We start from the raw sequence: 25,492 nt of genomic DNA on the forward strand, positions 1-25,492 counted from the left end.
TTGGCAAAATAGAATATTTTAATATTTAATGACATCGCCTCCTATAATACCTTTTTTATGCTAATACTTTTTATGCGCTTACTCTTCTTGTCTAATACATATTATTTTACACTGTTTTATTATTATTTATTAGCTTTTAAAATAATCTATCAATGGACATTTTAAGTCCCATATATTGTAATATTCGTCCCACTTTAATTATAATGTATGCTTAACTTTTTTTAAATAGCAATTTTAAAAATTTTGTAATAACAACTACTATTTAAACTGTACCTAAATTATTAACTGTGATAAGTACTATATCAATAGGCTCCTAAAGAAGCCCAGAGCGCTTAATCCGGTGAGGATGGCATGATTTTAGGCGGAGCCTGTTGAAGTCGTATTAGTATTTTATTGATTGCACTCAATTAAGAAATATGAAATTACCGATATTCACATGCTAACGCATTTATTTGTTAATTTATTAAGTTGTCCTCAATAACACTTACTTAGTAACTTTACAGCGCGGCTACGCCATACAAAATTATCATTTTGATTTTTGAAGTCCTTTTAGTATTTACTTTAGTAATTATTAGTTGCAACTAATTAAGGCATGTAAGATTACTGGCTAGCATATATGTATCAGTTGAAGGTTTCTCAATGATACATATATGCGTTAGCCTAGTAATCTTACATGCCGCTATTTTGTTGCATTCTACTTAATATTTATTATCTCTCTCCCTTAATGTATGGTTGACCATCTGCTCTTGGAGCTTCTGTTTTACCAACAAAACCTGCTAAAGCTAACATTGTTAGTATATAAGGGATACTTTGATAGAATTCATTTGGTAGATTTATATTAAATCCTTGAGCGGTCATTTGGAATGCAGTACCAAAAGCGAATAACATACAAGCCCACATGGTTCCAATTGGCTTCCAGTTACCAAATATCATAGCTGCTAGGGCTATAAATCCACGTCCTGCAACCATTCCTTCTCTATATAGTGGAGTATTTCCTATAGATAGTGCAGCTCCGCCAAGTCCAGCAAGTATTCCTGATAATATTACACATAGATATCTCATTTTATATACACTGATTCCTAGAGTATCAGCAGCACTAGGATGTTCTCCAACAGCTCTTATTCTTAATCCTAAAGGAGTCTTGAATATTACATAATTGGTGACAAAAACTAGTATTATTGCTAGTATAACGAACCAATTTAAACTCTTAAGTATTGGTACATTCTTCAAAAATCCTGGAAGGTTATAACCTAATCCTTTAACAACATTAGTCTGTCCTCCAGTTTTAAATATGGGTCCTATTAAGAAACTAGCTAAAGCTGTGGCGAAAAGGTTTATTGCTGTACCTGATATAATTTGATCTGCTCTTAGGTGAATACTTAAGAAAGCATGTATAGCCGCAATAACCCCTCCTGCAATCATTGCAAATATTATTCCAATCACTGGACTTCCAGTTGTATATGATCCGTAAACTGCAAAGAAAGCACCCATTATCATCATACCTTCAAGGCCTATATTAACTACTCCAGATCTTTCTGAAAAAACTCCTCCAAGGGCTGCAAATATAAGAGGCGCTGCCATTCTTAATGTAGCTGCTATCAATGGTATTATAAGATTATCCATTTACTACCTCTCCCTTCTTTCTTTTATCTGCAAAATATTTCAAGATGTAATCTGTTGCTACGAATATAATTATTATTGATTGAATTAAGAAAACTATTTCCTTTGGTATATCATGTAATTGAAGCACTGTTGAACTACTCTTTAGGGCTCCAAACAATACTGCAGAAGCTATACAACCTATAGGGTTTGATTTAGCAAGAAGGGCAACAGCTATACCGTCAAATCCAAAACCAGGAAGTCCCATAAAATCTTGTACTTGATATCTTACGCCAGCTATGTGTGTTGCTCCACCAATACCTGCAATAGCACCAGATAATACCATTGCTAATATCATGTTTTTAGATACACTAATTCCACCATATTCTGAAGCAGAAGGGTTTAAACCTACTCCTCTTATTTCATATCCTATGGTAGTTCTCCATAATAACCAATATACAAGTACCGCAAAAATTATTGCGAAGAAAATACTAATGTTAGCTTCACTTGTGCTGCTAAATCTTAGAAGTCTTGCACTTTCTTGAATTAAAGGAGTACTTGATTTTCCTGGAATAGCAAAAACAGATTTTTTTACTATCCAGTTTGCTACATTCATACCAATGTAGTTCATCATTATAGTATTAATAACTTCATTTGTACCAAATTTTGCTTTTAAAGCTCCTGGTATACCAGCCCATATACCTCCAATAATTATACCTCCAACTATTATAACTATGGCATGAACTATTGGATTTAATCCTGGAATTAATCCTAGTATTCCACCAGCTACCATTCCCATTAAGAATTGTCCTTCTACACCTATATTGAATAATCCACATCTAAAAGCTATTGCGTTAGCTACACCTGTAAATATTAATGGTGTTACGTAAGATAAAGTGGTAAGTGTATTTCTTTGAGTTGAAAAGCTTCCTTGCCAAATTAATTTAAATAAGTCTATTAGAGCTGAAAAATATTGTGTTATTGAGTATCCTTTTGCCCACATAACGAAAAATACAGAAACGAATATAGATACTATAATCGCAAATATAGGGAATAGAAGACTCCTAAGTACGTTTCTTACGCTTTTTAAAGCTTTATTCTCATTTTTCACTTCATTACTCAACTTCATTCACCTCTTTTTCATGACTCTTAAGGCTTCCTCCTGCCATTAAGACACCTAGTTTTTGCTCATCTGCATCTTCCCTATTGAGTACTCCAACTATTTTGCCGTCATACATTACTGCAATTCTATCAGATAAAGCTAAGATCTCATCTAGTTCAAAGGAAACTAGAAGAACAGCTTTTCCAGAATCTCTTTCTTGCACAAGTCTTTTATGAATAAATTCTATAGCTCCAACGTCAACTCCTCTAGTTGGTTGTGCTGCAATTAAAAGATCAGGATCTTTGGAAATTTCTCTTGCAACTATCAACTTTTGTTGATTTCCCCCTGAAAGAGAAGATGCAGGAACTTCATCACTTGGTGTTCTGACATCGAATTCTTTAATTATTTTATTGGCATATTCTCTTATTTTCCCATAATCCATTATACCTTTTTTGCTAAAAGGAGCTGAATGCTGTACACCAAGAATAGCATTTTCAAACAGTGAATATTTAAGAATAAGTCCTCTTTTATGTCTATCTTCTGGAATGTGCCCTAATCCGCTATCCATTATTTCTCTCGTTGATTTACCAAAAACATCCTTGTCATTTAAAATTATTTTACCACTTTCAGGCTTTCTAAGGCCAGTTAAAACTTCTATAAATTCAGTTTGACCATTTCCATCAACTCCAGCTATACCCAAAATTTCTCCGCCACTTATCTTTAGGCTAACCCCATTTACAGCCGGAAGTCCTCTTGAATCTTTTGCATGTAAATCCTCTATAACTAAAATATCTCTACCTGGGTTACTTGGTTTTTTATCTACTACAAGTTTAACTTTTCTACCAACCATAAGCTCAGCAAGTTCATCTATTGAAGTATCCTTAGTATTAACTATTCCAGTAACTTTTCCTCTTCTTATTATAGTTACTCTATCGCTCATGCTCATAACTTCTTTTAGCTTATGTGTTATAAGTATTACTGATTTTCCTTCTGCTTTTAAATTATCTATGATTATATTCAATTCCTCTATTTCTTGAGGAGTTAATACTGCAGTAGGCTCATCTAATATTAATATTTCTGCTCCTCTATATAGTGCTTTTAGTATTTCAACCTTTTGTTGTTGTCCAACACTTATATCTTCTATTACTGCAGTAGGGTCTATGTTAAATCCATACTTTTTAGCAATTTCCTCTACGTCTTTTATTGCTTTGTTTGTATCAAGTTTTAATCCTTTTCTTGGCTCTGTACCTAGTACTATATTTTCAGCTACAGTAAAATTATGAACAAGCATAAAGTGTTGATGAACCATTCCTATGCCTCTTTTTATGGCATCATTAGGGTTGGTTATTTTTACACTTTCTCCCTTTATGTATATCTCTCCTTTTTCAGGTTGATATAAACCATAAAGTATGTTCATCAACGTGGTTTTCCCTGCTCCATTTTCTCCTAACAATACGTGGGTTTCACCTTTTAAAAGTGTAAAGTCCACATCTTCATTAGCTATTGTTCCTGGGAATACTTTAGTAATGCCTTTCATTTCTATTACTTTTTCCATCATTATTCCCCCTAACGGTAATTAAGTTTTATTAGCACATTAGATTTAGATTGTAAAAGCTAGATGTATAATACATCTAGCTTCCCTAACATTAAATATTTTATGCTTTATTTAGAATTTTAAAGATCTTTAAAGCAATTATTTTATAGGTTCTGCTGTGAATTTTTTAGCATCAGCTGGTTTTTCTGGAACTGCAATTTTTCCTTCTTTTATAGCTGCTATATATTTATCAGCTAAAGCTAAAACATCTTGTGGTACATTTGATTTAACTAAACCTTTCATATCCTCTGGAATTACTCCTCTTGAAGATGGAGCTATTCCAACACCTTCTTCAGCAAGACCAAATACTTTTACTGTACCACCTTTAAATTTACCTTCAACTATTTCTTTAGATGCTTCATAAGTTGCAGTGTCAACTCTCTTTATCATACTTGTAAGGATTACATCTGCATATATAGGTTTTTTATTTTCATCTAAAACTGTTATTGCTTGGTCCATGTCAACACCTATAGCCCAAACTTGTTTTCCTGCTTTTCTAAGTTCTTTTGTAGCTTGGAATAATCCAAGACCTACACCACCTGCTGCATGATATATAATATCTGAACCTTCGCCATATTCTGCTTTTGCAAGTTCATATCCTTTTGCAGATTCTGCGAAACTATCAGCATATCTAACATCTACTTTTATGTTTGGATTTACAGCTCTAGCTCCTGCTACATATCCTGCTTCAAATTTACCAATAAGATCTCCTTCTTTACCACCAATGAATCCAATCTTACCAGTTTTAGTAGTTTTAGCAGCTATAACTCCCATTAAGAAAGAACCTTCATGTTCTTTAAATACTAATGATTGAACATTTGGAAGATTAACAACAGTGTCAACTATTGCAAAGTTACTATCTTTAGCTTGTTTAGCTACATCTGTTAAAGCTTTTTCCATTTGATATCCAATAGCAAATGTTAAATTACTCTTCATGTCCAATGCTAAAGCTTGTAGATTAGCAGTGTAAGCATCTTTATTAGTAGATTCTACAGGTTTGTATTGAACTCCAGATTCACTTTGAACTTTCTTTATTCCCGTATCAGCTGCTTGGTTAAATGATTTATCATTTAATCCACCTTCATCAGTTGCAAGTCCAATTATTACGTCTGATTTTTTAGTTTGATTAGTTTGGTCTTTACCCTTGTCTGCTGTACCCTTATTACTTGAACCACACCCTGCAAACAATGATGCCACAACTGCAACTGTTGCTAATACAGCAACTAACTTTCTTTTTCTCATAATTTTACCTCCCAAGATAAGTTGTGTTGTTACGTAAAGGTTTACATAGGATTTCTTAACAAAAGGAACCGTTTCCATTTTCCTTTCACTAATACTCTCTAGTAACTTTTTACATTAAATTTTAACTTTCTATTAATAATATACGCTAAATAAATCTAAAAATCAAGCTGATATTATCTCTATCTTATTTGTATATTAGTTAAGAAAAGGCATTATTTTCAGTTTTACATCAAAATAATGCCTTTTATATTATTTTCTAATTATTCTATATTATAATCTATCTGCTACATATTTAGTTAAATCCGCAAGTCTGTTTGAATATCCCCATTCATTGTCATACCAAGAAACAACTTTAACCATTCTTGTTCCTATAACCATAGTTGATAATCCATCAACTATTGATGATCTTTCATCTCCTCTGTAATCTACTGATACTAATGGTTCTTCACTAAATCCAAGTATTCCTTTTAATTTTCCTTCTGCTGCACTCTTAAATGCTGCATTTATTTGTTCTGCAGTTACATCTTTTGATACTGTACATACAAGATCAGTTACAGAAACTGTTGGAGTAGGAACTCTCATAGCCATTCCATTTAATTTGCCTTTTAGTTGAGGTAATACTAATGCTACTGCTTTAGCAGCTCCAGTAGTTGTTGGAACCATTGATTCTGCTGCTGCTCTTGCTCTTCTTAAATCTTTATGTGGAGCATCAAGCACTCTTTGGTCTCCAGTATATGAATGGATAGTAGTCATTAATCCTTCAACTATTCCAAACTCTTCATCAAGTACTTTAGCAAATGGTGCTAAACAGTTTGTTGTACATGAAGCATTAGAAATTATATTGTGTTTAGCTGCATCATAGTTCTCTTCATTAACTCCCATAACTATAGTTATATCTTCATTTTTAGCTGGAGCTGATATAAGTACTTTCTTAACTGTTCCTTTTAAATGAGCTTTAGCTTTGTTAGCATCTGTAAATAGCCCAGTTGATTCTATAACAATTTCTGCCCCTGTGCTGTTCCAATCTATATCTTCTGGATTTCTTTCAGCGAATATTTTTATTTCATTTCCATTTACAACTATAGAACTTTCTTTTGCTTCTACAGTACCTGCAAATTTTCCATAAAGTGAATCATATTTTAATAAATGAGCTAATGTAGCTGGGTCAGTTAAGTCATTGATAGCAACTACCTGTAGTTCATTGTTGTAATTATTAACTAATGCTTTAAATACATTTCTTCCTATTCTTCCAAAACCATTGATTGCAACTTTTTTCATTTAAAATTACCTCCTAAAATAATCTTTTATATATTATTTTTTTATATACTCTCATTTGAATCTTTATTAGTGTTCTCTTTTTTTATTATATTTATAATCTCTTTAGCAGCGCCTTCATCAGTAATTAATGTATTTTTCGAATTATACCTTTGCACTGCCAATATTGCTTCAGCCTTGCTTTTACCACCAGCTATGGCTATTAAATTTTTTATTTTTTTAGTATCTTCATTTTTAATTCCTGCTGTCGGAGTTGAAAAAACAATTTCTCCATTACAGTTGAAATAACATCCAAAAGCTTCTCCTACTGCTCCTTTTTTCTTTAGTTCATCTATTTCATTTTCATCTAGTCCTCTTTTTATAGCCATTTCATCAGATTTACCAATGCCATATATTAGTATATTAGCTTTGTGTATATGTTCTACTACTTCTTTAATACTTTCTTCATTTAGAATTGCAAATATTTCTGCATAATCCACATTATCAATAAGTTGTAACATTTTATAATCAGCTGACAATTTATCTGCTAACTTAGCTACCAGTGTATTTGCTTGAATTTCAACATTTCTTCCAAGTCCACCTCTTGCCGGTACAATTAAAATATCTCTGTAATCATTTGTCTTCGGCATGTTGTCAACCATTTTCTTTACGCTTGTTCCGCCAGTTAAAGCTATTACATTTTTATCTTTTAATATAGCTTTTAAATGGATAGCTGCACTTTTTCCCATTTCTTCTTGGACAAGATCATTTTCATCTACATCGCCTGGAACAACAATAACCTGACTTAAATTTAAATTATTCTTAAGGAATTCTTCCATATCAGAAAGACCTCTCAGATCATGTATAAATTCTTTTAAGTCTTCTAATATTTTTTTACCTTCATAGTTTACTGTCATTCCTTCAGCATTAATATCAATTAATCCCTGTTTTTTTAAAAATCCAATTTCAGTTCTTACTATTCTTTCACCCATTCCAAGAAAACTTGCAAGCATTCTACGTCCTATGGGTTGGTTATAATAAATAGTAGTTAAAATATTATATCTTTTATCTAATAGCTCTAGTACTTCTGGAACTACTTTTTTTTGAACTTCTAAATTATATTTCAAAAATCAAACACCTTCTTTGGTCACATAATGTCCCATATATTTATTTCATGTCCCACTTTCATTATAAATCATATAATAGTTTTTTAAAAGGGATTTAAGAAAAAAATTGTTAAAACTTCATTTAATTATTTTTTTATAAAATAAAAAGGAAAAGATATATACATTAATACCTTTTCCTTTATTGTTCCTCATGTATTTAATTTTAAAACCTTTTTCTTTTGCTTGAAGATTTTATTCCAATCTCCTCACGATATTTTGCTACAGTTCTTCTTGAAATATCAATATTTCTATTTTTTAATAAATCACATATTTTCTGATCTGAAAATGGCTTCTTCTTATCCTCACCATTTACAAGCTCTTGTATCTCTTTTTTTATTATTTTTGTAGAGATATCTTCAAAGCTATCTGTTCTAGAAATTCCTGTTGTAAATAGATCTTTAATTTTAATAGTACCTTTATCTGTATGAATATATTTTTCTCTTATTGCTCTGCTTACAGTAGATTCATGTATTTCTAGACTGTCTGCTATTTCTTTTAATGTCATTGGTTTTAAATACTCATCTCCAAATTCAAAATATTCTTTTTGAATTTCTAATATTTTTTCAAGAATATTATAAATTGTATTTTCTCTTTGTCTAATACTTTTAATTAGAAATACAGCACTATTTAGCTTATCCTTTACAAATTTAACGGTTTCTTTATCTTCTTCTTTGTTAATTATTTGTTTATATAATTGGTTTATGTTTAATCTCGGAATAGAACCATCATTCATAATTATGCAGTATTCTTCATCTATTTTTTTTATATATGCTTCTGGAACTATATATTTTGTCTCTTCACCAGTATAAAATCCCCTAGAAGGTTTTGGTTCTAAAGATTTTATAATATCACCATAATCTTGAGCTTCCTTAATTGTTATTTTTAAATCTTTTGCTATAATATTATATTTGTTTTCCGCTATCATTTCTAAATAGTCATCTACAATTTTATATATTTTTTCATCTTCAATCCCTTTTGTTTTTAGCTGAATTTTCAAACATTCTTTTATATCTCTTGCCCCTATTCCTAGAGGTTCTAATGATTGAATAATTTCTAAAGCTTTTTCAGCTAATTCTCTAGATATGCTAAGTTCATTTTGTATATCTTCAAGAGTATTATCTAGATAACCTCTCTCATCTATATTTTCTATAATGTATTTACACACAGATTTAAGGTTATTATTTTCATCTAGTTCTACTATTTGTTCTACTAGAAACTCTTTTAGGGATTGTTTTGCACTAATAAAATTAAATGGCGATACTTCTTCTTCATCTTTAGAATAACTACCATGTCCATAATCATCAAAATCCAAGTACTTGAGAAATTTCTTGTAGTCGATTTCATCCTTTAATTTACCTGAATCATTTTCATTTTTCCTATATTCCGCATCTAGTACTGGGTTTTCTTGAACCTCTTTTTCTATATACTTCTGAATTTCAAAGTTTGACATTTGAAGCAATTTAACTGACAATTGCATTTGTTGAGTCATTATTAACTTTTGTTCTTGTGTTAGATTAAGTCTAAACTCCATTCTCATATCTTATCACCACTTTGCACATAGTACTGCATTAACATTATACCATAAGTATGGGCCAATTAAATTATTAATATTTATATTTATGTTATAATGAAGCCTTTATCCCTCTAATTATACAAAAAAACGCCAACTTTTGTCGGCATTTAGATTATTTTCTTGTTTTATAGTAGATTCATTTTCATTAGTTATACTTTTCTATATAAGCTATACCGCAAGCATTAGGGCCTGAATGTGTCCCAACAACACAACCAACTTCACATTCTATATAATTAACTTCTCTTTTAGTTAATTCTTCCTGTAATGCTGGAAGTATATCTTCATTATCTATATGAAGTAATATACTTGTTTCTTCATTATTTAGATTGTTTTCTTCTATAGAATTCAATATAGTTCGTATAGCCTTTTTAGTTCCTCTAACCTTATCTATAACAGCCATTTTTCCATCTACTACAGCCAGTATTAATTTTATATTCAATAGATTTCCTATGGCTCCAGCTGTTTTTGACAATCTTCCACCCTTAACTAGATTGTCCAAACTAGCGAATGCATAGGCTGTTTTAATATGTGGAATAAGTTCTTTAACCTTTTCTTCAATCTTCTTTAATGTATAACCTTCATTTTTTAGTTCTGCAGCTTTTATTGCTAATAATCCTAAACCAGCTGTAACATTTAGACTATCTATTACTATAATATTTTCACTTTCCAGCATTTCCTTAGCAATGCATGCTGATTGATATGTACCACTCATCTTAGAAGAAAGATGTATTGATATAATCTTATAATCTTCATCTAGATATTTTTTATAAATCTCACAAAATCTATGAGGATTTATTCCTGCAGTAGTTGGAAAAACGTCTCCATTACTTATTCTTCGTAAAAATTCCCTTATATCTATATCTATTCCGTCTAAATAGCATTCCTCTCCAAAGTTAACTATTAACGGTATTACATCTATATCATATTTTTCAATAGCCTCCCTATTCAGGTCACAGGTGCTATCCGTTATTATTTTTATCTTTTCCATAGCAAGACTCCCCCCTTATTTCATTTCTGGAAATCCTAATTGTCTCAAAGCCTCATATGCCACTATAGCCACAGTATTAGAAAGATTTAACGATCTGGTAGTTGTATTAACCATGGGAACTCTAATTCTATTCTCAACATATCTATCTCTAATGTAATCTGGTAGTCCTGAAGATTCTCTGCCAAAAACAATAAAATCCCCTAGTTCATATTTTACTTCGTCATGATGATACTTAGTTTCTTTTGTTGTAGACAGAAAAACTCTTGCATTAGGGTACTTTGATATCATATCATCAAAGGATTCATGAATTTCCAAATTAAGTTCTGGCCAATAATCTAATCCTGCTCTTTTTACTTGCTTATCATCTATTTTAAACCCTAGAGGTTTAATTAAATGTAATTTACTGTTAGTTAATACGCATGTTCTTCCTATATTACCTGTGTTTTGAGGTATTTCTGGTTCAAATAAAACTATATTTAAGCTTGGTACATTTGTTTTCACATTTATTCCCTCCCTTGACACATCACATAACTATATTACCTTAATTGAAGAATAAGGTAAAGTAAGAAAATTATTAAATTTGTGTGTCTATGCTCGTACTATATAATGTAATTTATCCTATTTTCACCAAAGCACTTATTTATGTTTTCTTTAAAAAAATTCTTCATATATTCTAGTTCTTCTTTTTTATATACATATTTTCCGTATCCAAATTGTCCATATTTAAAACTTCTTATTTCTTCTTCTAGAGGGAGTAATGTTTGTGGAAAAATGTTTTTTATATTTTCTTTGGCTGTTTTTGTAAACCTATGAGATATTATCTCAAAATCAATTTCTCTTCCATGAAAATATTTGTGTATTTGTAAAATTAAATCCTTATAATCCTCTTCCCAATTTTCGTAAAAAAATACAGGTGCTATTATAAATCCCAACTTATAACCACTTTCAGCGATTTTATATGCTGCCTCAAGTCTCTTACTTATCAATGGTGTTCTATGTTCAAAATCTTTTATTATTCTATCTGTATTTATGCTAAATCTTATCATGGTATTTCCATTATGATTTAAATTTACAAGACTATCTATATCTGTATATTTAGTTACAAACCTAAACTTTCCAAAATCACTTTTCCCAAAATATTCTATAGCACTTTTTAATGCTCCACTATATTCTTCTACAGGTACTGGATCAGATGTAGCAGCTCCCTCAAATATAGTTATATCTGGTTTTCTCGTGTTTATATACTGTTCTGCCTTTTTTAAAATATCATCCATATTAACATGAATTTTTATATATGGCCTTTTTCCCATTCTGGTATTCAAATAACAATATTCACACATTCCCATACATCCGCTTACTAAGGGAAGCTGATAATGAGCTGAAGGCTTGCAGGATTGAAATTCTAAATCTTTTCTAACCCCTACTACTAAAGTATTTTTACCTTCTATATACATGTCACTATGAGTACTACCTGGAATACCCGTTACTCTTCCGGTTTTGGAAATTTTTATCTCAACATCTTTATTAAACTTTTCATAAAGCTTTTTTCCTAGTTCATAGTTTAGGGCAGCTTCTTCAAAAATTATTCTTTTAGGTTTAAACATTTATACTATCCCTTCCTTCTTTTAATTAGGGATAGTATTTGAGTAACTATATTTAAGTATACAAAGTTAAAATAAATTATAGAACAAACTTCTCTATTACTTTTGCAACCCCATCATTGTTATTAGTATCAGTAATATAATTTGCAAATTTTTTTACATAGTCTGGAGCGTTGCCCATAGCTACTCCTAATCCTGCAAAGTTTATCATTGACAGATCATTTTCCCCATCTCCTATGCATATAACTTCACTTCTATCAAATCCATAAAAGCCTGCTAACACATCAGCTGCTTGTCCTTTAGATACGTTTTTGTTCATTATTTCAAAATTATCTTTAAGTGAACTAACTACTTCAAACTTATTTAGTTTTATAATCTCATTTTTTGCTTCTGCTAGAGCTTCATAATCTTTACTAATGCATATACATTTTAAAATTTCACCATTTCTCTTTTTAAATTCTTCTTCTAAATTACCATTTACATGAAGCCTTATTTTCATATCTTCAGGTAAATCTTCATTCATTTCAAGATAAGTATACCCTTTAGGAAATGGTTTTTGTGATACTATAGTATCAAATGTATTATAGTAAATTGTAAAACTATATTTCTTTATTATAGATAGAATATTCATGCAGTCTTCTTCATTTAATCCGGACTGATAGATTACTTCCTCTCTATCTTTTTCTCTTATATAAGCTCCATTTGATGCTATAACTGGAGCCTCAACTCCTAAAAGATGTGCATAATATTTAGCAGAAGTAAATAATCTTCCGGTGCATATAGCTATTTTTACTCCTTTTTCATTAGCCCTTTTTATGGCTTCTTTATTTTTATTACTGATTTCCTTATTATCATTTAATAAAGTTCCATCCATATCTAAACAAATTAACTTATAAGACACTTAAATCTCTCCTCCAGCAATATTAGTTATTATATTGGTTTAGCATTTCAACATCTTTAGTGTAACCAATATATTAATTGCAACTCCTGACCCTATCTTTATGTTTACGTAACAGTGAATTATAATGTGGTTAGAGTCATCAGATAAACAATATTATAACATAGATATTTATTATAAGTTTGCTTATACAATAAAAAAGCTGATATAGTTATCACTTATATCAGCTTTCTTGGCTTAAATAAATATTAAAACAATAATTTAAAACTATTTTTTTGTACCTCTTTTTATAACACCATTTATTGGTACATAATAATCATTTGAAACTAATTCTTGATTTACTAATTTTCCATTTTCGTAAACATTTCTATATACTTTCACCCTATATCCAGTATGAGGTTTTTTTACCTCTTCTGTTTGTCCTGCTGGTAAATTAGGATCATCGATATACTTTGTTGTTGGTTCAATTGTGCTATAAACTTCTGAGGTTAAAGTATATGACTTCTTAGCTAATTCTGAATTTGAATAAATATTAAAATAGATATTTTTATTCGCTGTATATCCCTCAATATATATTGGATATTTAAAAGTATTTTTAAACTTTAAGTCTATATTTCCCCAATCAACTGTTGCATCTAATCCCATTTTAACATAACTTGAAGGGAAAGTATGATGTACTCTCTCTGTAGTTTTTATGTTTCCCTGTAGTAATGCATTGTATAGTGTTGAAGAAACTTGGCATATCCCTCCGCCAAGACCTGAGTCTAACTTTTGGTTTACTATTACTCCTGCTTCCTTATATCCTCTGTCCTTTGTTCTTTCTCCAACTACTTCATTAAAACTAAATGTGTCCCCTGGCATTATTACTTTACCATTAATACTTTGAGTTGCAATACTAATGTTGGTTGATCTTCCTTCTGAAGATGTACTAAAGTTAGTTGAGAAAGAAGTTAGTTTAGAATTTATTGATTTTAAGCTATTCTCTGTTACTTTTGAACTTAATACTTTTATAGGAGCATTTATAACTATATCACTATTTGGATTTTCAGTTATTTTAGAAATAATTTCTTTCTTTAACTTATCACTTTCTAATTCTGCACCTTTTTCATCTGGTGTTGTTTGAAAGCCATTTCCGGCACGTTTTATAGTTGCATCTTTAGGTTTTTTATTTATGTTTTTTTCCATTTCTTTCACAACATTATCTAAAGGCTTATGATTATAAGAAAACTCTAGATTATACTGCTTCTCTACAGGTTTTTTAATTGTTTTAAATTTAGATAATATGTTTAGATCTTTACCATAAGTTGATGCTTTATTTACAGTATCAATAATATTATATTGGGCATTTAATTCCGAATAACCTATTGTATAATTCCTATTTGGAGCTTTAATTATAATTTTTTTATTAAGAATAGCATCTCCATATTTTTCTCTTAATATTTTAATAGATTCTTCTTTTGTCTTTCCAGACAGGTCAACTCCTTGGATTTTCAGCCCAGGAAACATTACGTTATTATACCTTTGAGCAGTAAAGTATACATAACTTATAGTAACAGATACTAGGAGTAAAAAGATTGCAAAAACTAAGTTTCTTATTTTTTTTGTGTCTTTTCTCCTGTTTTTGTTGTTTTTACTTCTACTCATTCTGCTTCTCCCCTCTTTCTTGTTTATTATACTACAAAACCTAAAATAAAAACACATGGAATGTTTTTCATTGGATATGCCACAGAACTATGTTAAAATTTTTTTAAGGAGTGATATTATGAACTATGACAAAACCAAAATTATAAATTATTTAGAAAACCTATTATCAACACCAAGTCCTTCCGGCTATACTTACAAAATAGCTGATTATATAAAAAAAGAGCTTGATGTTTTAAAGGTTCCATATACTATTACGAATAAGGGAGCTATTTTGGCTACCTTAAAAGGTAAAAATAATTCTTACCAAAGAACTTTTTCTGCACACGTTGATACTCTAGGTGCTATGGTTCGTGAAATTAAATCCAATGGAAGATTATCTATAACCTTAATAGGAGGTTTTATGGGAAATTCCATCGAAGGTGAAAACTGCACTATATTTACACTTGAAGATAAATCCTTCACAGGAACTATTCAAACAATTAAACCATCTGTCCATATAAGCGGTGATGAAGCTAGAGATCTTAAAAGAACTCCCGAAAACATGGAAATCATCTTAGATGAAAAAGTTTTCTCTAAAGCTGATGTAGAAAACTTAGGTATCAACGTAGGTGATTTTATTGCCTTTGATCCTAGAAACATCATTACTGAAAAAGAATTTATTAAAAGCAGACACCTTGATGATAAAGCAAGTGTAGCTATCCTCTTATATTCTATAAATTATATTATAAATAATAATATAGAGATACCATTTACAACTAACTTTTTTATAAGCAATTACGAAGAAGTTGGTCATGGTGCTTCTGCGTCTATCCCTCTAGAAACTAAAGAATTTATATCAGTTGATATGGGGGCACCTGGTCCTGGACAAAATTCTTCTGAATATAGTGTATGCATATGTGCAAAAGATTCTTCTGGTCCATACGATTATGAGCTTAGAAAAAAACTTGTAGCCTTATGCAAAGAACATGAAATAGACTATAAAATAGACACTTACCCACATTATGGTTCAGATGCCTCTGCAGCTCTCAGAGCCGGCTGGGATATTAGAACTGCCTTGATTGGCCCTGGAGTCTTTGCATCTCATGCTTATGAAAGAACTCATATGGATTCTATTTTAGCAACACTAGATTTAATTATAAATTATTGTCGAGTAGAATAAGTTACAATTTTGTTACTTAGGTAAAATTCGAATAATTATTATACTAATAATAATTAAATATTCTTTAGAGAGTACTTCATATTTCTTAGTACTCTCTTTTTATTTTAATTTTGTAAAAATTTCATGGATGTAAAATCCTAAACATATATAAAATGTAATTTTTGTAATCATGAGTATAAATAGGCAGGATTTTTGAAACTTTACTCGAATATTGTATCTTATTATAAGTTTTTTATTTGTATTAACATTTCAAATAATACACTTTAGTACAAGGGGGTACTCCAATTGGATATGTATAATAATATTTCTTGTTTAGCTATTTTAGAAAACTTGCCCATACCCGTACTTGTAGTTGATACATATGGCAATATAAAAAAAATGAATTTATCCTCTAAAAATTTATTAAAAAAACTAGATTTTACTACTGATATTGAAGATGAAATTAATATATGCTCTATTATCTATTTCTATGATGAATTAAAATATTTTGTCCATAGCAATTTAAAATCATTAAATTTAGAAAAAAAAATTGAACTTTTAAATGGGACATTATATTTCCAAATTAAAATTAATAAAATATTTAATAACTTAAATATTTTAGAGCTAATTACTATAGTACTATATGATATAACTGAACAAAAAAAAGCAGAACTTTCATTAAGACAGCGTGAGGAACAACTTAGTTCTATATTGGATAATATGCCTGTTATGATGAGTGTTTTTGATAACAACAATAACGTTGTTTTATGGAATAAAGAGTGCGAAAATGTAACTGGTTATACAAAGGAAGAAATTAATTCTTATAAAAGATGGTCTGAGATCTTGTATCCTGATCTAGAATATAGGGAATTTATATTTAAAAAATATGAATCCATAGGTTTAATTTATAAGGATGCTGAATCAGATATAATATGTAAAGATGGAAGTAAGAAAACTATATCTTGGTTTTCAACATCTGCAATCTCAAATATATCTAATTGGTCATATATAAAATTTGGAGTAGATATAACCCAAAGAAAGGTGGCTGAAACAGGCTTAATTGACAAAACTTTGGAGTTTGAATCTATTTTTAAGGCACTGCCCGATATTTACTTTAGATTTAATAGAGATGGAATATGCTTAGATTGCAAATCAGAAGATTTAGATGATTTAATCTCACCTCAGGAAGAGCTTATTAATCGTCATATAGAAGACATTCATCCTAATGCTTTAGGCGTTAAATTTAAATCTGCAATATTAAAGACTTTAAAAACTAAATCATTAGTTATTTTTGAATATGAATTAAATGTAAAAAAAGGTCTTCAATATTTTGAGGCTAGACTTCTACCTATATCTAGTAATGAGGTTGTATCAATAGTAAGAAATATAACTAAACGTAAACAAGTAGATGAGGAGCTTCTAAAAATAGAAAAGCTTAATTCCATAGGTACTCTTGCAGGAGGAGTTGCCCATGATTTTAATAACATATTAACAATAATATTAGGTAACATATCAATGCTAAAAACCTGTGTAGATTCTAATGATAGAATCTTTAAAAAATTATCAGATATTGAAAAAACTGTTTTTCAGGCTAAAAGCTTAACTAAGCAGCTTTTAACCTTTGCTAAGGGAAGCAATCCAATAAAAAAAGTAACTTATATAAATAACTTAATAAAAGAAACTTCTGATTTAGCATTAAGCGGAAGTAATGTAATGTGCCATTTATCCCTTCCTAAAAACTTATGGCCTGTAGAAGTGGACACTGGCCAAATAAGCCAAGTTATAAGCAATCTTGTTATAAACGCTTGTCAGTCTATGCCTAATGGAGGAATGCTTACTATTAAAGCTAAAAATATAACTTTGACAGACAATGAAATAGTGGGATTGTCTGCAGGAAGATACATAGAAATATCAGTAAAAGATCAAGGTTACGGAATAAGTGAAGGTAATTTATTAAAAATATTTGACCCTTATTTTACAACTAAAAAAACTGGCAGTGGGCTTGGACTTACATCCTCTTATTCTATAATAAAGAAACATAATGGACACATTATTGCAAAATCTAAAGTTGGTAAAGGTACAGTATTTCATATTTTTATACCAGCCTGTGATAGTATTCCAATAGAAATTGAAGAGCCAAAGAGTATATTAGTCCACGGCAAAAATAAAATTTTAGTAATGGATGATGAATTGGAAATAAGAGAAGTTTTATACTCAATGTTAACTCATTTAGGATATAAAGTAGAATTATCTAAAGATGGTTTAGAAGCTATAAATTTATATAAAAATTCTATGTTTTCTAATGAACCATTTGATGCAATAATAATGGATCTTACAATTCCTGGTGGAATGGGAGGAGAAGAAGCAATAAAGCATCTAATTAAAATTGATCCTAAAATCAAAGCCTTGGTATCCAGTGGATATTCTTCCGGTGGAGTTATGGCAAACTATGAAAAACATGGGTTTAAAGGAGTTATAAATAAGCCATATACTCTCGAAGAATTAAGTAATGCTTTGAATAATTTATTAAGCAGTTGTTAGTTAAACAACTGCTCCTTTCACTTCCATAGCTACTGCATCACATACTCTTTTATCCAATGCATCAGGTATTATATATTCTTCATTTAACTCTTCAGTATTTATAAGTTCTGCTATTCCTCTAGCAGCTGCTAATTTCATTTTATCAGTTATTTCTCTAGCCTTAACTTCAAGAGCTCCTTTAAATATTCCTGGGAATACTAAAACATTGTTTATTTGATTTGGAAAATCAGATCTTCCAGTTGCCACTACTCTGGCTCCTGCCTTTTTAGCTATGTCAGGCATAATTTCTGGAGTTGGATTTGCCATAGCAAAGATAATGCTATCTTCATTCATGGATTTAACCATATCTTCATTTAATACATTTGGCCCTGAAACTCCAATAAATACATCTTTTCCTTTTATAATATTTTCAATAGATCCTCTCTCAAAGTTTCTGTTGGTGATTTTTGCAATTTCTTTTTGTGCTTCATTTAACCATTCTTCATTCTCTACTAATGCACCTTTTTTATCGCACATAACAATATTTTTCGCACCTGCTAATAATAATAGCCTGCATATAGAAATTCCAGCAGCTCCTGCTCCATTTATAACTATTTTTACTTCTTCAAGAGTTTTACCAACAAATTTTATAGCGTTATAAAGGCCTGCTAAAACAACTATAGCTGTACCATGTTGATCATCATGAAATACTGGAATGTCTAACTGTTCCTTTAACATTTTTTCTATATAAAAGCATTCAGGTGCCTTTATATCTTCAAGATTAATACCTCCAAAAGAAGGTGCTATTAATTTGACAGTTTCAATAATTTTGTCTGGATTTTTAGTATCTATGCATATAGGAAATGCATCTATTCCTCCAAACTCTTTAAACAATACAGCTTTTCCTTCCATAACAGGCAAACCAGCTTCAGGTCCTATATCCCCAAGACCCAAAACTGCTGTTCCATTAGTAACAACAGCTACTGTGTTTCCTTTCATTGTATACTCATAAACCTTTGATTTATCTTCTTTTATCTTAAGACAAGGCTCTGCTACTCCTGGAGTATAGGCAACAGCTAAATCATGTTTTGTGTTTACTGGGACCTTACTTTTTACTTCTAACTTGCCTCTGTTTTCTTTGTGCATTTTTAAAGCTTCTTCTTTTATGTTCATTCTAATCCCCCTAAAACTTTATTAAATACTTATCTAATCATCATTTTTCCCACTAAAATATTCACAATACGGTGCAACAGGACAAATTTCACATTGAGATTTTCTAGCCTTACATATCTTTCTTCCATGCCAAATAAGATAATGGTGAGTGTCACTCCATTTTTCTTTTGGTACATTCCTCATAAGCTGCTTTTCCACCTCATCTACATTCTTACCTTTAGCTATTCCTATTCTATTTGACACTCTAAATACATGAGTATCTACAGCAATAGCAGGAACTCCAAAAGCGTTTGACAATACTACATTTGCAGTTTTTCGACCAACTCCTGAAAGTTCAATTAAATCTTCCATAGTGCTAGGGACCTTTCCTTCATGTTTAGATAAAATTGCTCTTGATGTGGCTAATATATTCTTGCTTTTATTCTTATAAAATCCACAGCTTTTAATTTTTTCTCCCAATTCTTCTTCTGTTAGACTGACCATTTTTTCTGGAGTATTATATTCTTTATAAAGTTCCTTAGTTACTTGATTTACCCTTTCATCTGTACATTGTGCAGATAGAATAGTAGATACTAGCAATTCATAAGGATTTTCAAAATCTAAGCCGCATTTTGCACCCTTATAAGTATCCTCTAATATTTCTATAACCTTTTTCATATGCTCTTTTTTCAAATTTATCACCTGCATAATTTATTTAAATTTTAAAAATAAACTCTGTTATTATTATTCCCATTATATAATAAAAAAGTAGAGATTTATCTGTAAAACTTCCTCTACTTATAGTTATCTATTCTATAGATATTCTCCTCTATAATTTTCTGGTAAAAGCTCAGATATATTTCTCATTAAAAATTCTATTGCTCTATCATCATATTCTTTACCAGATTCCCCTTCAAGTCTTTTAGGAAGGTCAAACATCTTGCCTATATTCACATGAATATCTGCATAATTAAATTTCTCCATTTCCATTTTACCCTCTGAGTTAATTGGTAAAAGTTTTTCAGTTCCTGCCATCCCTATAGGTACAATAGGGACCTTGCAGAGCTTTGCAATTAAAACTATCCCTTTCTTAGCCTTTATCATTTTTCCTGTCCTACTTCTTGTCCCTTCAGGAAATATTAAAACATTTCCACCGCTCTTTACAATATCTATAATTTTTTTAATTCCTTCTTTGTCCGCAGAATTTGGACGGATTGGAGTAGTTTTAACTATACTTAGACCAAGACTGGTTAGTGAATTACTATTTAATTTAACACCAGCTGCAAAAGTTACATCTTTATCTTTAAGAACTCTATCTAATATTAATGCATCAGAATTACTTAAATGGTTACATATAAATATAACTGGTCCTTTTATATCTTTTAGATTATTTTCATTTTTTACATTTATATTTGCATACTTATTAACATACCCGTTTAATATCTTAGTAGATAGATATCTAATTAACCCCTTTGGAAGGTGCCCTATAATACGTGTCATAGCTGGAGATATCATGCATCTGTTCCACCCTTCTTATCCTTTTGTATATATAATACATCATATTTTAGAAATTTTCAAAAGTCTATTATAGTAATCCTGTAAATATGGGGATTTAAAACTTTTATTTTCTCTATTTTGTATTTTATCTAAGTTGAATAAGTTGATTAAAACATTTCTTTGAATTACATTTTTTCCTCTCCAACCACAGGATGTTAATTTATACTTTTCATTGAATTCTTTTTTACTCATATGCAGCAATTCTTCATGATCAATATTTTTCATAAAATCAAAAGGTTTAAATTCTTTAATTTCAGAATAACCTATTTCCATATTATATGGACATACATTTTGACATGTATCACATCCAAATAGCCTTCCTCCAAATTTAGAAAGCCAGTAATCTTCTAACTCCTTTTTTTGAGTTATATAAGATAAACATATATTTGGATTACTCTTAGCTTTATTTATTGCTTTTGTAGGACATGACTTTAAGCATAAATCGCACTCTCCGCATTCTGATTCTTTCGGTATATCGCTTTCCATATCTAAATCTGTAATTATTTCACCTAAAAATACATAAGAACCATATTTTTTAGTTATAATTAAATTGTTCTTCCCTCTAAACCCAATCCCGCATAGATAGGCAATATATCTTTCTGGAAGGGCATTACTATCTACAAAATATTTTGCTTTTCCACCTAAGCTACTAATAAAATTACATATTCTTTCTAAATAACTTGAAACAACTTTATGATAGTCCATACCAAGAGTATATTTTGAAAAATATATAGAAGAACTATTATATTTTTCATGCATATAAGGAAATGCTATAGAAATAATAGTTCTTCCGTCTTCCATATAAATGAATGGATTTATTCTTTTATCTATATCTTTTTCTTCAAATTCATTTTCTAATCCTGAATTTTTTCTTTTTAAAAAGAAATCTTTAAGTTCTTCCAACTTTCTACACTTTGTGAATCCAACAAGATCTATTCCTAAGTCATTACAATAACCTAATATCTTTTCCTTACTATCCATATCAATCCAAATACCTTTCTAGAAGGAATCATTCCATGCATTGTTCTTTTTTCCCATAATCCTCAATCTTTATTAGTGCACTAGCCTTTTTATTTACTATCTTACCTGGTATACCTACTACAGTAGAATCTTTTGGGACATCTTTAAGCACCACTGAATTGGAGCCTATTTTGCAATTGTCTTCTATACGTATAGGTCCAAGTACCTTTGCTCCAGCTCCTATAATAACATTATTTCCAACTGTAGGATGTCTTTTACCTTTATCTTTACCTGTTCCTCCTAAGGTAACCCCATGATATAATGTTACATCATCCCCAACCTCAGATGTCTCTCCAATTACTACTCCCATACCATGATCTATAAATAATCCTTTGCCTATAGTTGCTCCTGGATGTATTTCTATTCCAGTGATAAATCTAGCAAACTGAGATATAAGCCTTGCTAAGAAGAACATTTTTTTCTTATAAAATACATGTGCTATTCTATAATGTATTACAGCATTAACACTTGGATAAAGTAATAATACTTCTAATCTATTTCTTGCTGCCGGATCATTCTTTAATATATTGTCTATATCATATTTAAGCGTTCTAATAAATTTAACCATCTTTTACCCTCCACAAAATTATTTCTAAAATAATAAAAAGCTCCATCTCTAAACATCTAGAGACAAAGCTAAACTCTGCGGTTCCACCCTAATTGGATAAAAAAATCCCAACTTGTTTCGAGCACTATCGTATATAACTAGTTTAAATGCTCTATTACTATAACGGGTAAGACCGTTGCAGCCTACTATTACTTCGGTGCAAAACTCCAAAGGGCACTTCATATAAATCTGATATAGAAATCTCACAGCATATGATTTCCTCTCTGAATATCCTAATTTATATTACTTTCCTTCTTCACTGCATTTCCTACTATTTTACTAAGGATTATATTTTTATTATATGGATTGGGAAATAAAATGTCAACGATTTTTAATATAATATAGAAATATTTTTTCTTATTAAATTAAGGAGCTATTATGTGCAAATATAAATTTAGTGGAAGCATTATTTCTGCTTCCACTAAATTTAACCTATCTGAGCTGTTTACCTGCAAAATCTGTGATTTCCTATAACCTTTATAAGAGGTCTAGACCATATCCAAGCGCTTGTAGCCGTATTTGGATTAAAATAATAAATTGCTCCACCTGAAGGGTCCCATCCATTTAAAGCATCCCTTGCCGCTCTAATTGAATCTTGTTCCATCTCTGCATGTATTTGCCCATCTACTATTGCTGTATATGCTCCAGGTTGATATATAACTCCAGCAACTGTATTAGGGAAATTAGGATGTTTTACTCTATTAAGTACAACAGCACCAACTGCAACTTGCCCCTCATATGGCTCTCCTCTTGCCTCGCCATTTATAAGTCTTGCAAGTAATTGCACATCTGAGCTGTTTGATGATGCTACATTTGAATTTGTTTGTGACCCTGTATCTGAAGGCCCTGCATAAATTCCTAATGCTGCTAAGGTTTGATCTCCAACTATACCATCAACTGATAAGTTATTTTTTCTTTGAAATTCCTTTACAGCAAGGTAAGTTTCATATCCATATGCACCATCTAAATCACCTTTATAATACCCCCAAGCTTTTAATCTTCTTTGTACCTCTGTAACAATTACCCCTTTTGAGCCATAACGATAGGTTGCTGTTTTAATAGTATTACAATATGGAATAACAAAACTTGATACACTAACATATGAAAATAATATTAGTATAACAACTACTCCCATCTTTTTCCAACCTAGCTTGCTCTTCATTAGCAGTCTCCTCCTAAAAACTTAAATATATGATAACGGTGTTGTATATATTTTGTGCAACTTTGTAAAAAATACACTATAGTAAAAATATGATTTATTATAACCTAATAAAAAAATAGAGCTAGCATTGACCATGCATAAGCTCTATTTTAGATAATTAACTTAATTTTAAACTGCTTTTTTTAATTTTTTCTTCCATTTTTCTTCAAACAATTCTTCTATAATATCATTTATAATTACTATTCCTTGTAATTTTTCTTCAGAATCGATAACTGGTATTGTTATAAGATCGTACTTTACAAATTTTCTAATTGCCGAATCCAAATTTTCATCGTCATTTAATTTTATAACTTCTGTATCCATTATATCTTTTAATTTTGCATTTACATCAGAAAACACCAGCTCATTAAGAGATATTACTCCTTGAAGTTTTTCATTTTCATCAGTTATATAAATATAATGAGATATCTTATCTTCAGGGTGTATTTCTTTTAGGAGTTCTATAGTCTCTCCTGTAGTTATGTTTACATTGAAGGCTACAAAATCTGTATTCATTACGCTACCTACAGCTTCTTCCTCATATTTCATAAGATCTCTAACCTTCTCAACATCTTCACTTTCCAAATTCATTAGTAACTTTTCTGCTGTTTCTTCATCTAATTCTTCTAGAATATCTGCTATTTCATCATTTGACATGTTGTTTAGTATATCAGATACCTTAGATTGATTCATAGTTTCCAATATATCTACCTGTATTTCAGGATCTATTTCTTCTAGAGTATCAGCTGCTAGATGTTTATCTAAGCTTTCAAAAATTTTATTTCTATATTTTAAATCTACTTCTTCAAGTATGTCTGCAATATCAGCAGGATGCAACTCGGATATTTTTTTATATGGTACTGATATTTTTAAGCTATCTTCTACCATTTCTAGTGATTCTACATCATCCCACATTATTATTTTATTGTTTGGACGCTTTTTTAATATTTTGCATAATAACTTTACAATTTTATCTAAACCGTATCTTCTACTTAAAGCTAAAATACCAGTTTCTACTGCTATTACACGTATTTCAGATGAAATACTAGCAATCCTTAAGTCATTTACTCTTACCACTTTTTTGCCATTAACGTCTACTATTTGCTTGTCTAATAAGTGTTTTGATAAAAGATAAGAATATGCTCTAGGAATTATATCCTTTACTCCTCTAGCATTTATTTGCATCTTTCCATTATCATCATTAAACTCAACACTTCTAAACTCATAGTTATATACTTCTCCGCCTTTTTTTACTTTATATCCTATAGCTTTAGGATATCCATCTCCAGTAGTAACGTATATATCTGTTAGTTTACCTATGCAATCACCATATTCGTCATAAATATCTCTATGGAGTGCTTCACTTAAATAGAAACTATTAAGCCTCTTCATGGATATTCCTCCTTTGATATACAGAGGAAATCTATATTAAAGTTAAAAATTGACAGTTGACAATTGACAGTTACTAAAAAAATTTAATATAATTATCAACTCTCAACTGTCAACTTTTAACCTATGCCGGGCTTCCTCTGTATAGTTATTCAGTTTTGAAAATTCATCTGATCTCCTACTAAGGGGACCACCTTCCATCTATCCCACCTCTTTTCAATAAAAAATCTCTAAGCATCATTTTAAA

General features: G+C 30.3%; 21 protein-coding genes and 1 other annotated feature. Of the genes, 2 read left to right on the top strand and 19 right to left on the bottom strand.

Translation table 11 applies throughout. The features are described from left to right. Positions 1–708 precede the first annotated feature (708 nt). The 12 genes from ACWW38_RS05570 to ACWW38_RS05625 form a co-directional block, all read right to left on the bottom strand. Positions 709–1,623, bottom strand: a complete 915-nt coding sequence (locus ACWW38_RS05570; RefSeq protein WP_456259816.1) for an ABC transporter permease — start codon at positions 1,621–1,623, stop codon at positions 709–711. Continuing rightward, positions 1,616–2,722 carry an ABC transporter permease gene (locus ACWW38_RS05575; RefSeq protein WP_456259817.1) on the bottom strand — a complete coding sequence of 369 codons (1,107 nt, stop codon included), beginning with the start codon at positions 2,720–2,722 and terminating at the stop codon, positions 1,616–1,618. The genes ACWW38_RS05570 and ACWW38_RS05575 overlap by 8 nt, the downstream gene beginning before the upstream one ends. Beyond that, positions 2,715–4,256: an ABC transporter ATP-binding protein gene (locus ACWW38_RS05580; RefSeq protein WP_456259818.1), complete on the bottom strand. Its 1,542-nt coding sequence runs from the start codon at positions 4,254–4,256 to the stop codon at positions 2,715–2,717. Before ACWW38_RS05580 ends, ACWW38_RS05575 begins: the two co-directional genes overlap by 8 nt. Before the next feature lie 138 nt (positions 4,257–4,394). Beyond that, on the bottom strand, positions 4,395–5,537 hold the full coding sequence (locus ACWW38_RS05585; RefSeq protein WP_456259819.1) for a BMP family lipoprotein: 1,143 nt from the start codon (positions 5,535–5,537) through the stop codon (positions 4,395–4,397). 270 nt (positions 5,538–5,807) lie between these two features. Then, positions 5,808–6,815, bottom strand: coding sequence for a type I glyceraldehyde-3-phosphate dehydrogenase (gene gap / locus ACWW38_RS05590; protein ID WP_456259820.1), 1,008 nt, complete (start codon positions 6,813–6,815; stop codon positions 5,808–5,810). A 41-nt stretch (positions 6,816–6,856) separates the two neighbouring features. Beyond that, entirely contained in the window at positions 6,857–7,918 is a 1,062-nt protein-coding gene (locus tag ACWW38_RS05595) for a sugar-binding transcriptional regulator (RefSeq protein WP_456259821.1), read from the bottom strand. 202 nt (positions 7,919–8,120) lie between these two features. Next, positions 8,121–9,488 carry an RNA polymerase factor sigma-54 gene (gene rpoN / locus ACWW38_RS05600; RefSeq protein WP_456260421.1) on the bottom strand — a complete coding sequence of 456 codons (1,368 nt, stop codon included), beginning with the start codon at positions 9,486–9,488 and terminating at the stop codon, positions 8,121–8,123. Between the two features lie 187 nt (positions 9,489–9,675). Continuing rightward, entirely contained in the window at positions 9,676–10,518 is an 843-nt protein-coding gene (locus ACWW38_RS05605) for a DegV family protein (RefSeq protein WP_456259822.1), read from the bottom strand. A gap of 15 nt (positions 10,519–10,533) precedes the next feature. Continuing rightward, entirely contained in the window at positions 10,534–11,019 is a 486-nt protein-coding gene (trmL, locus tag ACWW38_RS05610; RefSeq protein WP_456259823.1) for a tRNA (uridine(34)/cytosine(34)/5-carboxymethylaminomethyluridine(34)-2'-O)-methyltransferase TrmL, read from the bottom strand. A 98-nt stretch (positions 11,020–11,117) separates the two neighbouring features. After that, positions 11,118–12,122, bottom strand: a complete 1,005-nt coding sequence (splB, locus tag ACWW38_RS05615) for a spore photoproduct lyase (protein WP_456259824.1) — start codon at positions 12,120–12,122, stop codon at positions 11,118–11,120. 76 nt (positions 12,123–12,198) lie between these two features. Beyond that, complete coding sequence (locus tag ACWW38_RS05620; protein WP_456259825.1) at positions 12,199–13,020, bottom strand: Cof-type HAD-IIB family hydrolase; 822 nt, start codon at positions 13,018–13,020, stop codon at positions 12,199–12,201. Between the two features lie 264 nt (positions 13,021–13,284). Continuing rightward, on the bottom strand, positions 13,285–14,661 hold the full coding sequence (locus ACWW38_RS05625) for a VanW family protein (protein WP_456259826.1): 1,377 nt from the start codon (positions 14,659–14,661) through the stop codon (positions 13,285–13,287). Between the two features lie 118 nt (positions 14,662–14,779). On the opposite strand from ACWW38_RS05625, the gene ACWW38_RS05630 reads away from it, so the two are divergent. Both ACWW38_RS05630 and ACWW38_RS05635 read left to right on the top strand, forming a co-directional pair. Next, a complete protein-coding gene (locus ACWW38_RS05630; RefSeq protein WP_456259827.1) occupies positions 14,780–15,820 on the top strand; it encodes a M42 family metallopeptidase in 1,041 nt (346 codons plus the stop codon). Between the two features lie 291 nt (positions 15,821–16,111). Beyond that, positions 16,112–18,340: a PAS domain S-box protein gene (locus tag ACWW38_RS05635; RefSeq protein WP_456260422.1), complete on the top strand. Its 2,229-nt coding sequence runs from the start codon at positions 16,112–16,114 to the stop codon at positions 18,338–18,340. Here the strand turns inward: ACWW38_RS05635 and ACWW38_RS05640 are convergent, their stop codons facing one another. The 7 genes from ACWW38_RS05640 to ACWW38_RS05670 all read right to left on the bottom strand — a co-directional run bounded on the left by ACWW38_RS05640 (position 18,341) and on the right by ACWW38_RS05670 (position 25,248). Then, positions 18,341–19,492 (bottom strand): NAD(P)-dependent malic enzyme, encoded by a 1,152-nt coding sequence (locus ACWW38_RS05640; RefSeq protein ID WP_456259828.1) that lies wholly within the window; start codon positions 19,490–19,492, stop codon positions 18,341–18,343. Positions 19,493–19,525: 33 nt separating this feature from the next. Beyond that, the gene (nth, locus tag ACWW38_RS05645) at positions 19,526–20,179 is read right to left on the bottom strand and encodes an endonuclease III (RefSeq protein WP_456259829.1); all 654 of its coding nucleotides are present in this window, start codon (positions 20,177–20,179) and stop codon (positions 19,526–19,528) included. A gap of 105 nt (positions 20,180–20,284) precedes the next feature. Continuing rightward, a complete protein-coding gene (locus ACWW38_RS05650) occupies positions 20,285–20,986 on the bottom strand; it encodes a lysophospholipid acyltransferase family protein (RefSeq protein WP_456259830.1) in 702 nt (233 codons plus the stop codon). 42 nt (positions 20,987–21,028) lie between these two features. Next, positions 21,029–22,009 (bottom strand): tRNA epoxyqueuosine(34) reductase QueG, encoded by a 981-nt coding sequence (queG, locus tag ACWW38_RS05655; protein WP_456259831.1) that lies wholly within the window; start codon positions 22,007–22,009, stop codon positions 21,029–21,031. 28 nt (positions 22,010–22,037) lie between these two features. After that, positions 22,038–22,616, bottom strand: a complete 579-nt coding sequence (gene epsC, locus ACWW38_RS05660) for a serine O-acetyltransferase EpsC (protein WP_456259832.1) — start codon at positions 22,614–22,616, stop codon at positions 22,038–22,040. A 55-nt stretch (positions 22,617–22,671) separates the two neighbouring features. Beyond that, positions 22,672–22,924 (bottom strand) — a binding site (T-box leader). Positions 22,925–23,100: 176 nt separating this feature from the next. Next, positions 23,101–23,817: a spore cortex-lytic enzyme gene (gene sleB, locus ACWW38_RS05665; protein ID WP_456259833.1), complete on the bottom strand. Its 717-nt coding sequence runs from the start codon at positions 23,815–23,817 to the stop codon at positions 23,101–23,103. Positions 23,818–23,985: 168 nt separating this feature from the next. Then, positions 23,986–25,248, bottom strand: a complete 1,263-nt coding sequence (locus tag ACWW38_RS05670) for a magnesium transporter (protein WP_456259834.1) — start codon at positions 25,246–25,248, stop codon at positions 23,986–23,988. Positions 25,249–25,492: the final 244 nt, after the last annotated feature.

The organism is Clostridium sp. JNZ J1-5 (assembly GCF_053901425.1).

Coding starts and splice junctions, on each gene's coding strand:
- gap (WP_456259820.1), bottom strand. CDS start 6,815: ATGAAAAAAGTTGCAATCAATGGTTTTGGAAGAATAGGAAGAAATGTA.
- ACWW38_RS05570 (WP_456259816.1), bottom strand. CDS start 1,623: ATGGATAATCTTATAATACCATTGATAGCAGCTACATTAAGAATGGCA.
- ACWW38_RS05580 (WP_456259818.1), bottom strand. CDS start 4,256: ATGGAAAAAGTAATAGAAATGAAAGGCATTACTAAAGTATTCCCAGGA.
- ACWW38_RS05585 (WP_456259819.1), bottom strand. CDS start 5,537: ATGAGAAAAAGAAAGTTAGTTGCTGTATTAGCAACAGTTGCAGTTGTG.
- ACWW38_RS05640 (WP_456259828.1), bottom strand. CDS start 19,492: ATGAACATAAAAGAAGAAGCTTTAAAAATGCACAAAGAAAACAGAGGC.
- ACWW38_RS05670 (WP_456259834.1), bottom strand. CDS start 25,248: ATGAAGAGGCTTAATAGTTTCTATTTAAGTGAAGCACTCCATAGAGAT.
- ACWW38_RS05625 (WP_456259826.1), bottom strand. CDS start 14,661: ATGAGTAGAAGTAAAAACAACAAAAACAGGAGAAAAGACACAAAAAAA.
- ACWW38_RS05630 (WP_456259827.1), top strand. CDS start 14,780: ATGAACTATGACAAAACCAAAATTATAAATTATTTAGAAAACCTATTA.
- nth (WP_456259829.1), bottom strand. CDS start 20,179: ATGCAGGTGATAAATTTGAAAAAAGAGCATATGAAAAAGGTTATAGAA.
- ACWW38_RS05650 (WP_456259830.1), bottom strand. CDS start 20,986: ATGATATCTCCAGCTATGACACGTATTATAGGGCACCTTCCAAAGGGG.
- ACWW38_RS05605 (WP_456259822.1), bottom strand. CDS start 10,518: ATGGAAAAGATAAAAATAATAACGGATAGCACCTGTGACCTGAATAGG.
- epsC (WP_456259832.1), bottom strand. CDS start 22,616: ATGGTTAAATTTATTAGAACGCTTAAATATGATATAGACAATATATTA.
- queG (WP_456259831.1), bottom strand. CDS start 22,009: ATGGATAGTAAGGAAAAGATATTAGGTTATTGTAATGACTTAGGAATA.
- ACWW38_RS05635 (WP_456260422.1), top strand. CDS start 16,112: ATGTATAATAATATTTCTTGTTTAGCTATTTTAGAAAACTTGCCCATA.
- rpoN (WP_456260421.1), bottom strand. CDS start 9,488: ATGGAGTTTAGACTTAATCTAACACAAGAACAAAAGTTAATAATGACT.
- splB (WP_456259824.1), bottom strand. CDS start 12,122: ATGTTTAAACCTAAAAGAATAATTTTTGAAGAAGCTGCCCTAAACTAT.
- sleB (WP_456259833.1), bottom strand. CDS start 23,817: ATGAAGAGCAAGCTAGGTTGGAAAAAGATGGGAGTAGTTGTTATACTA.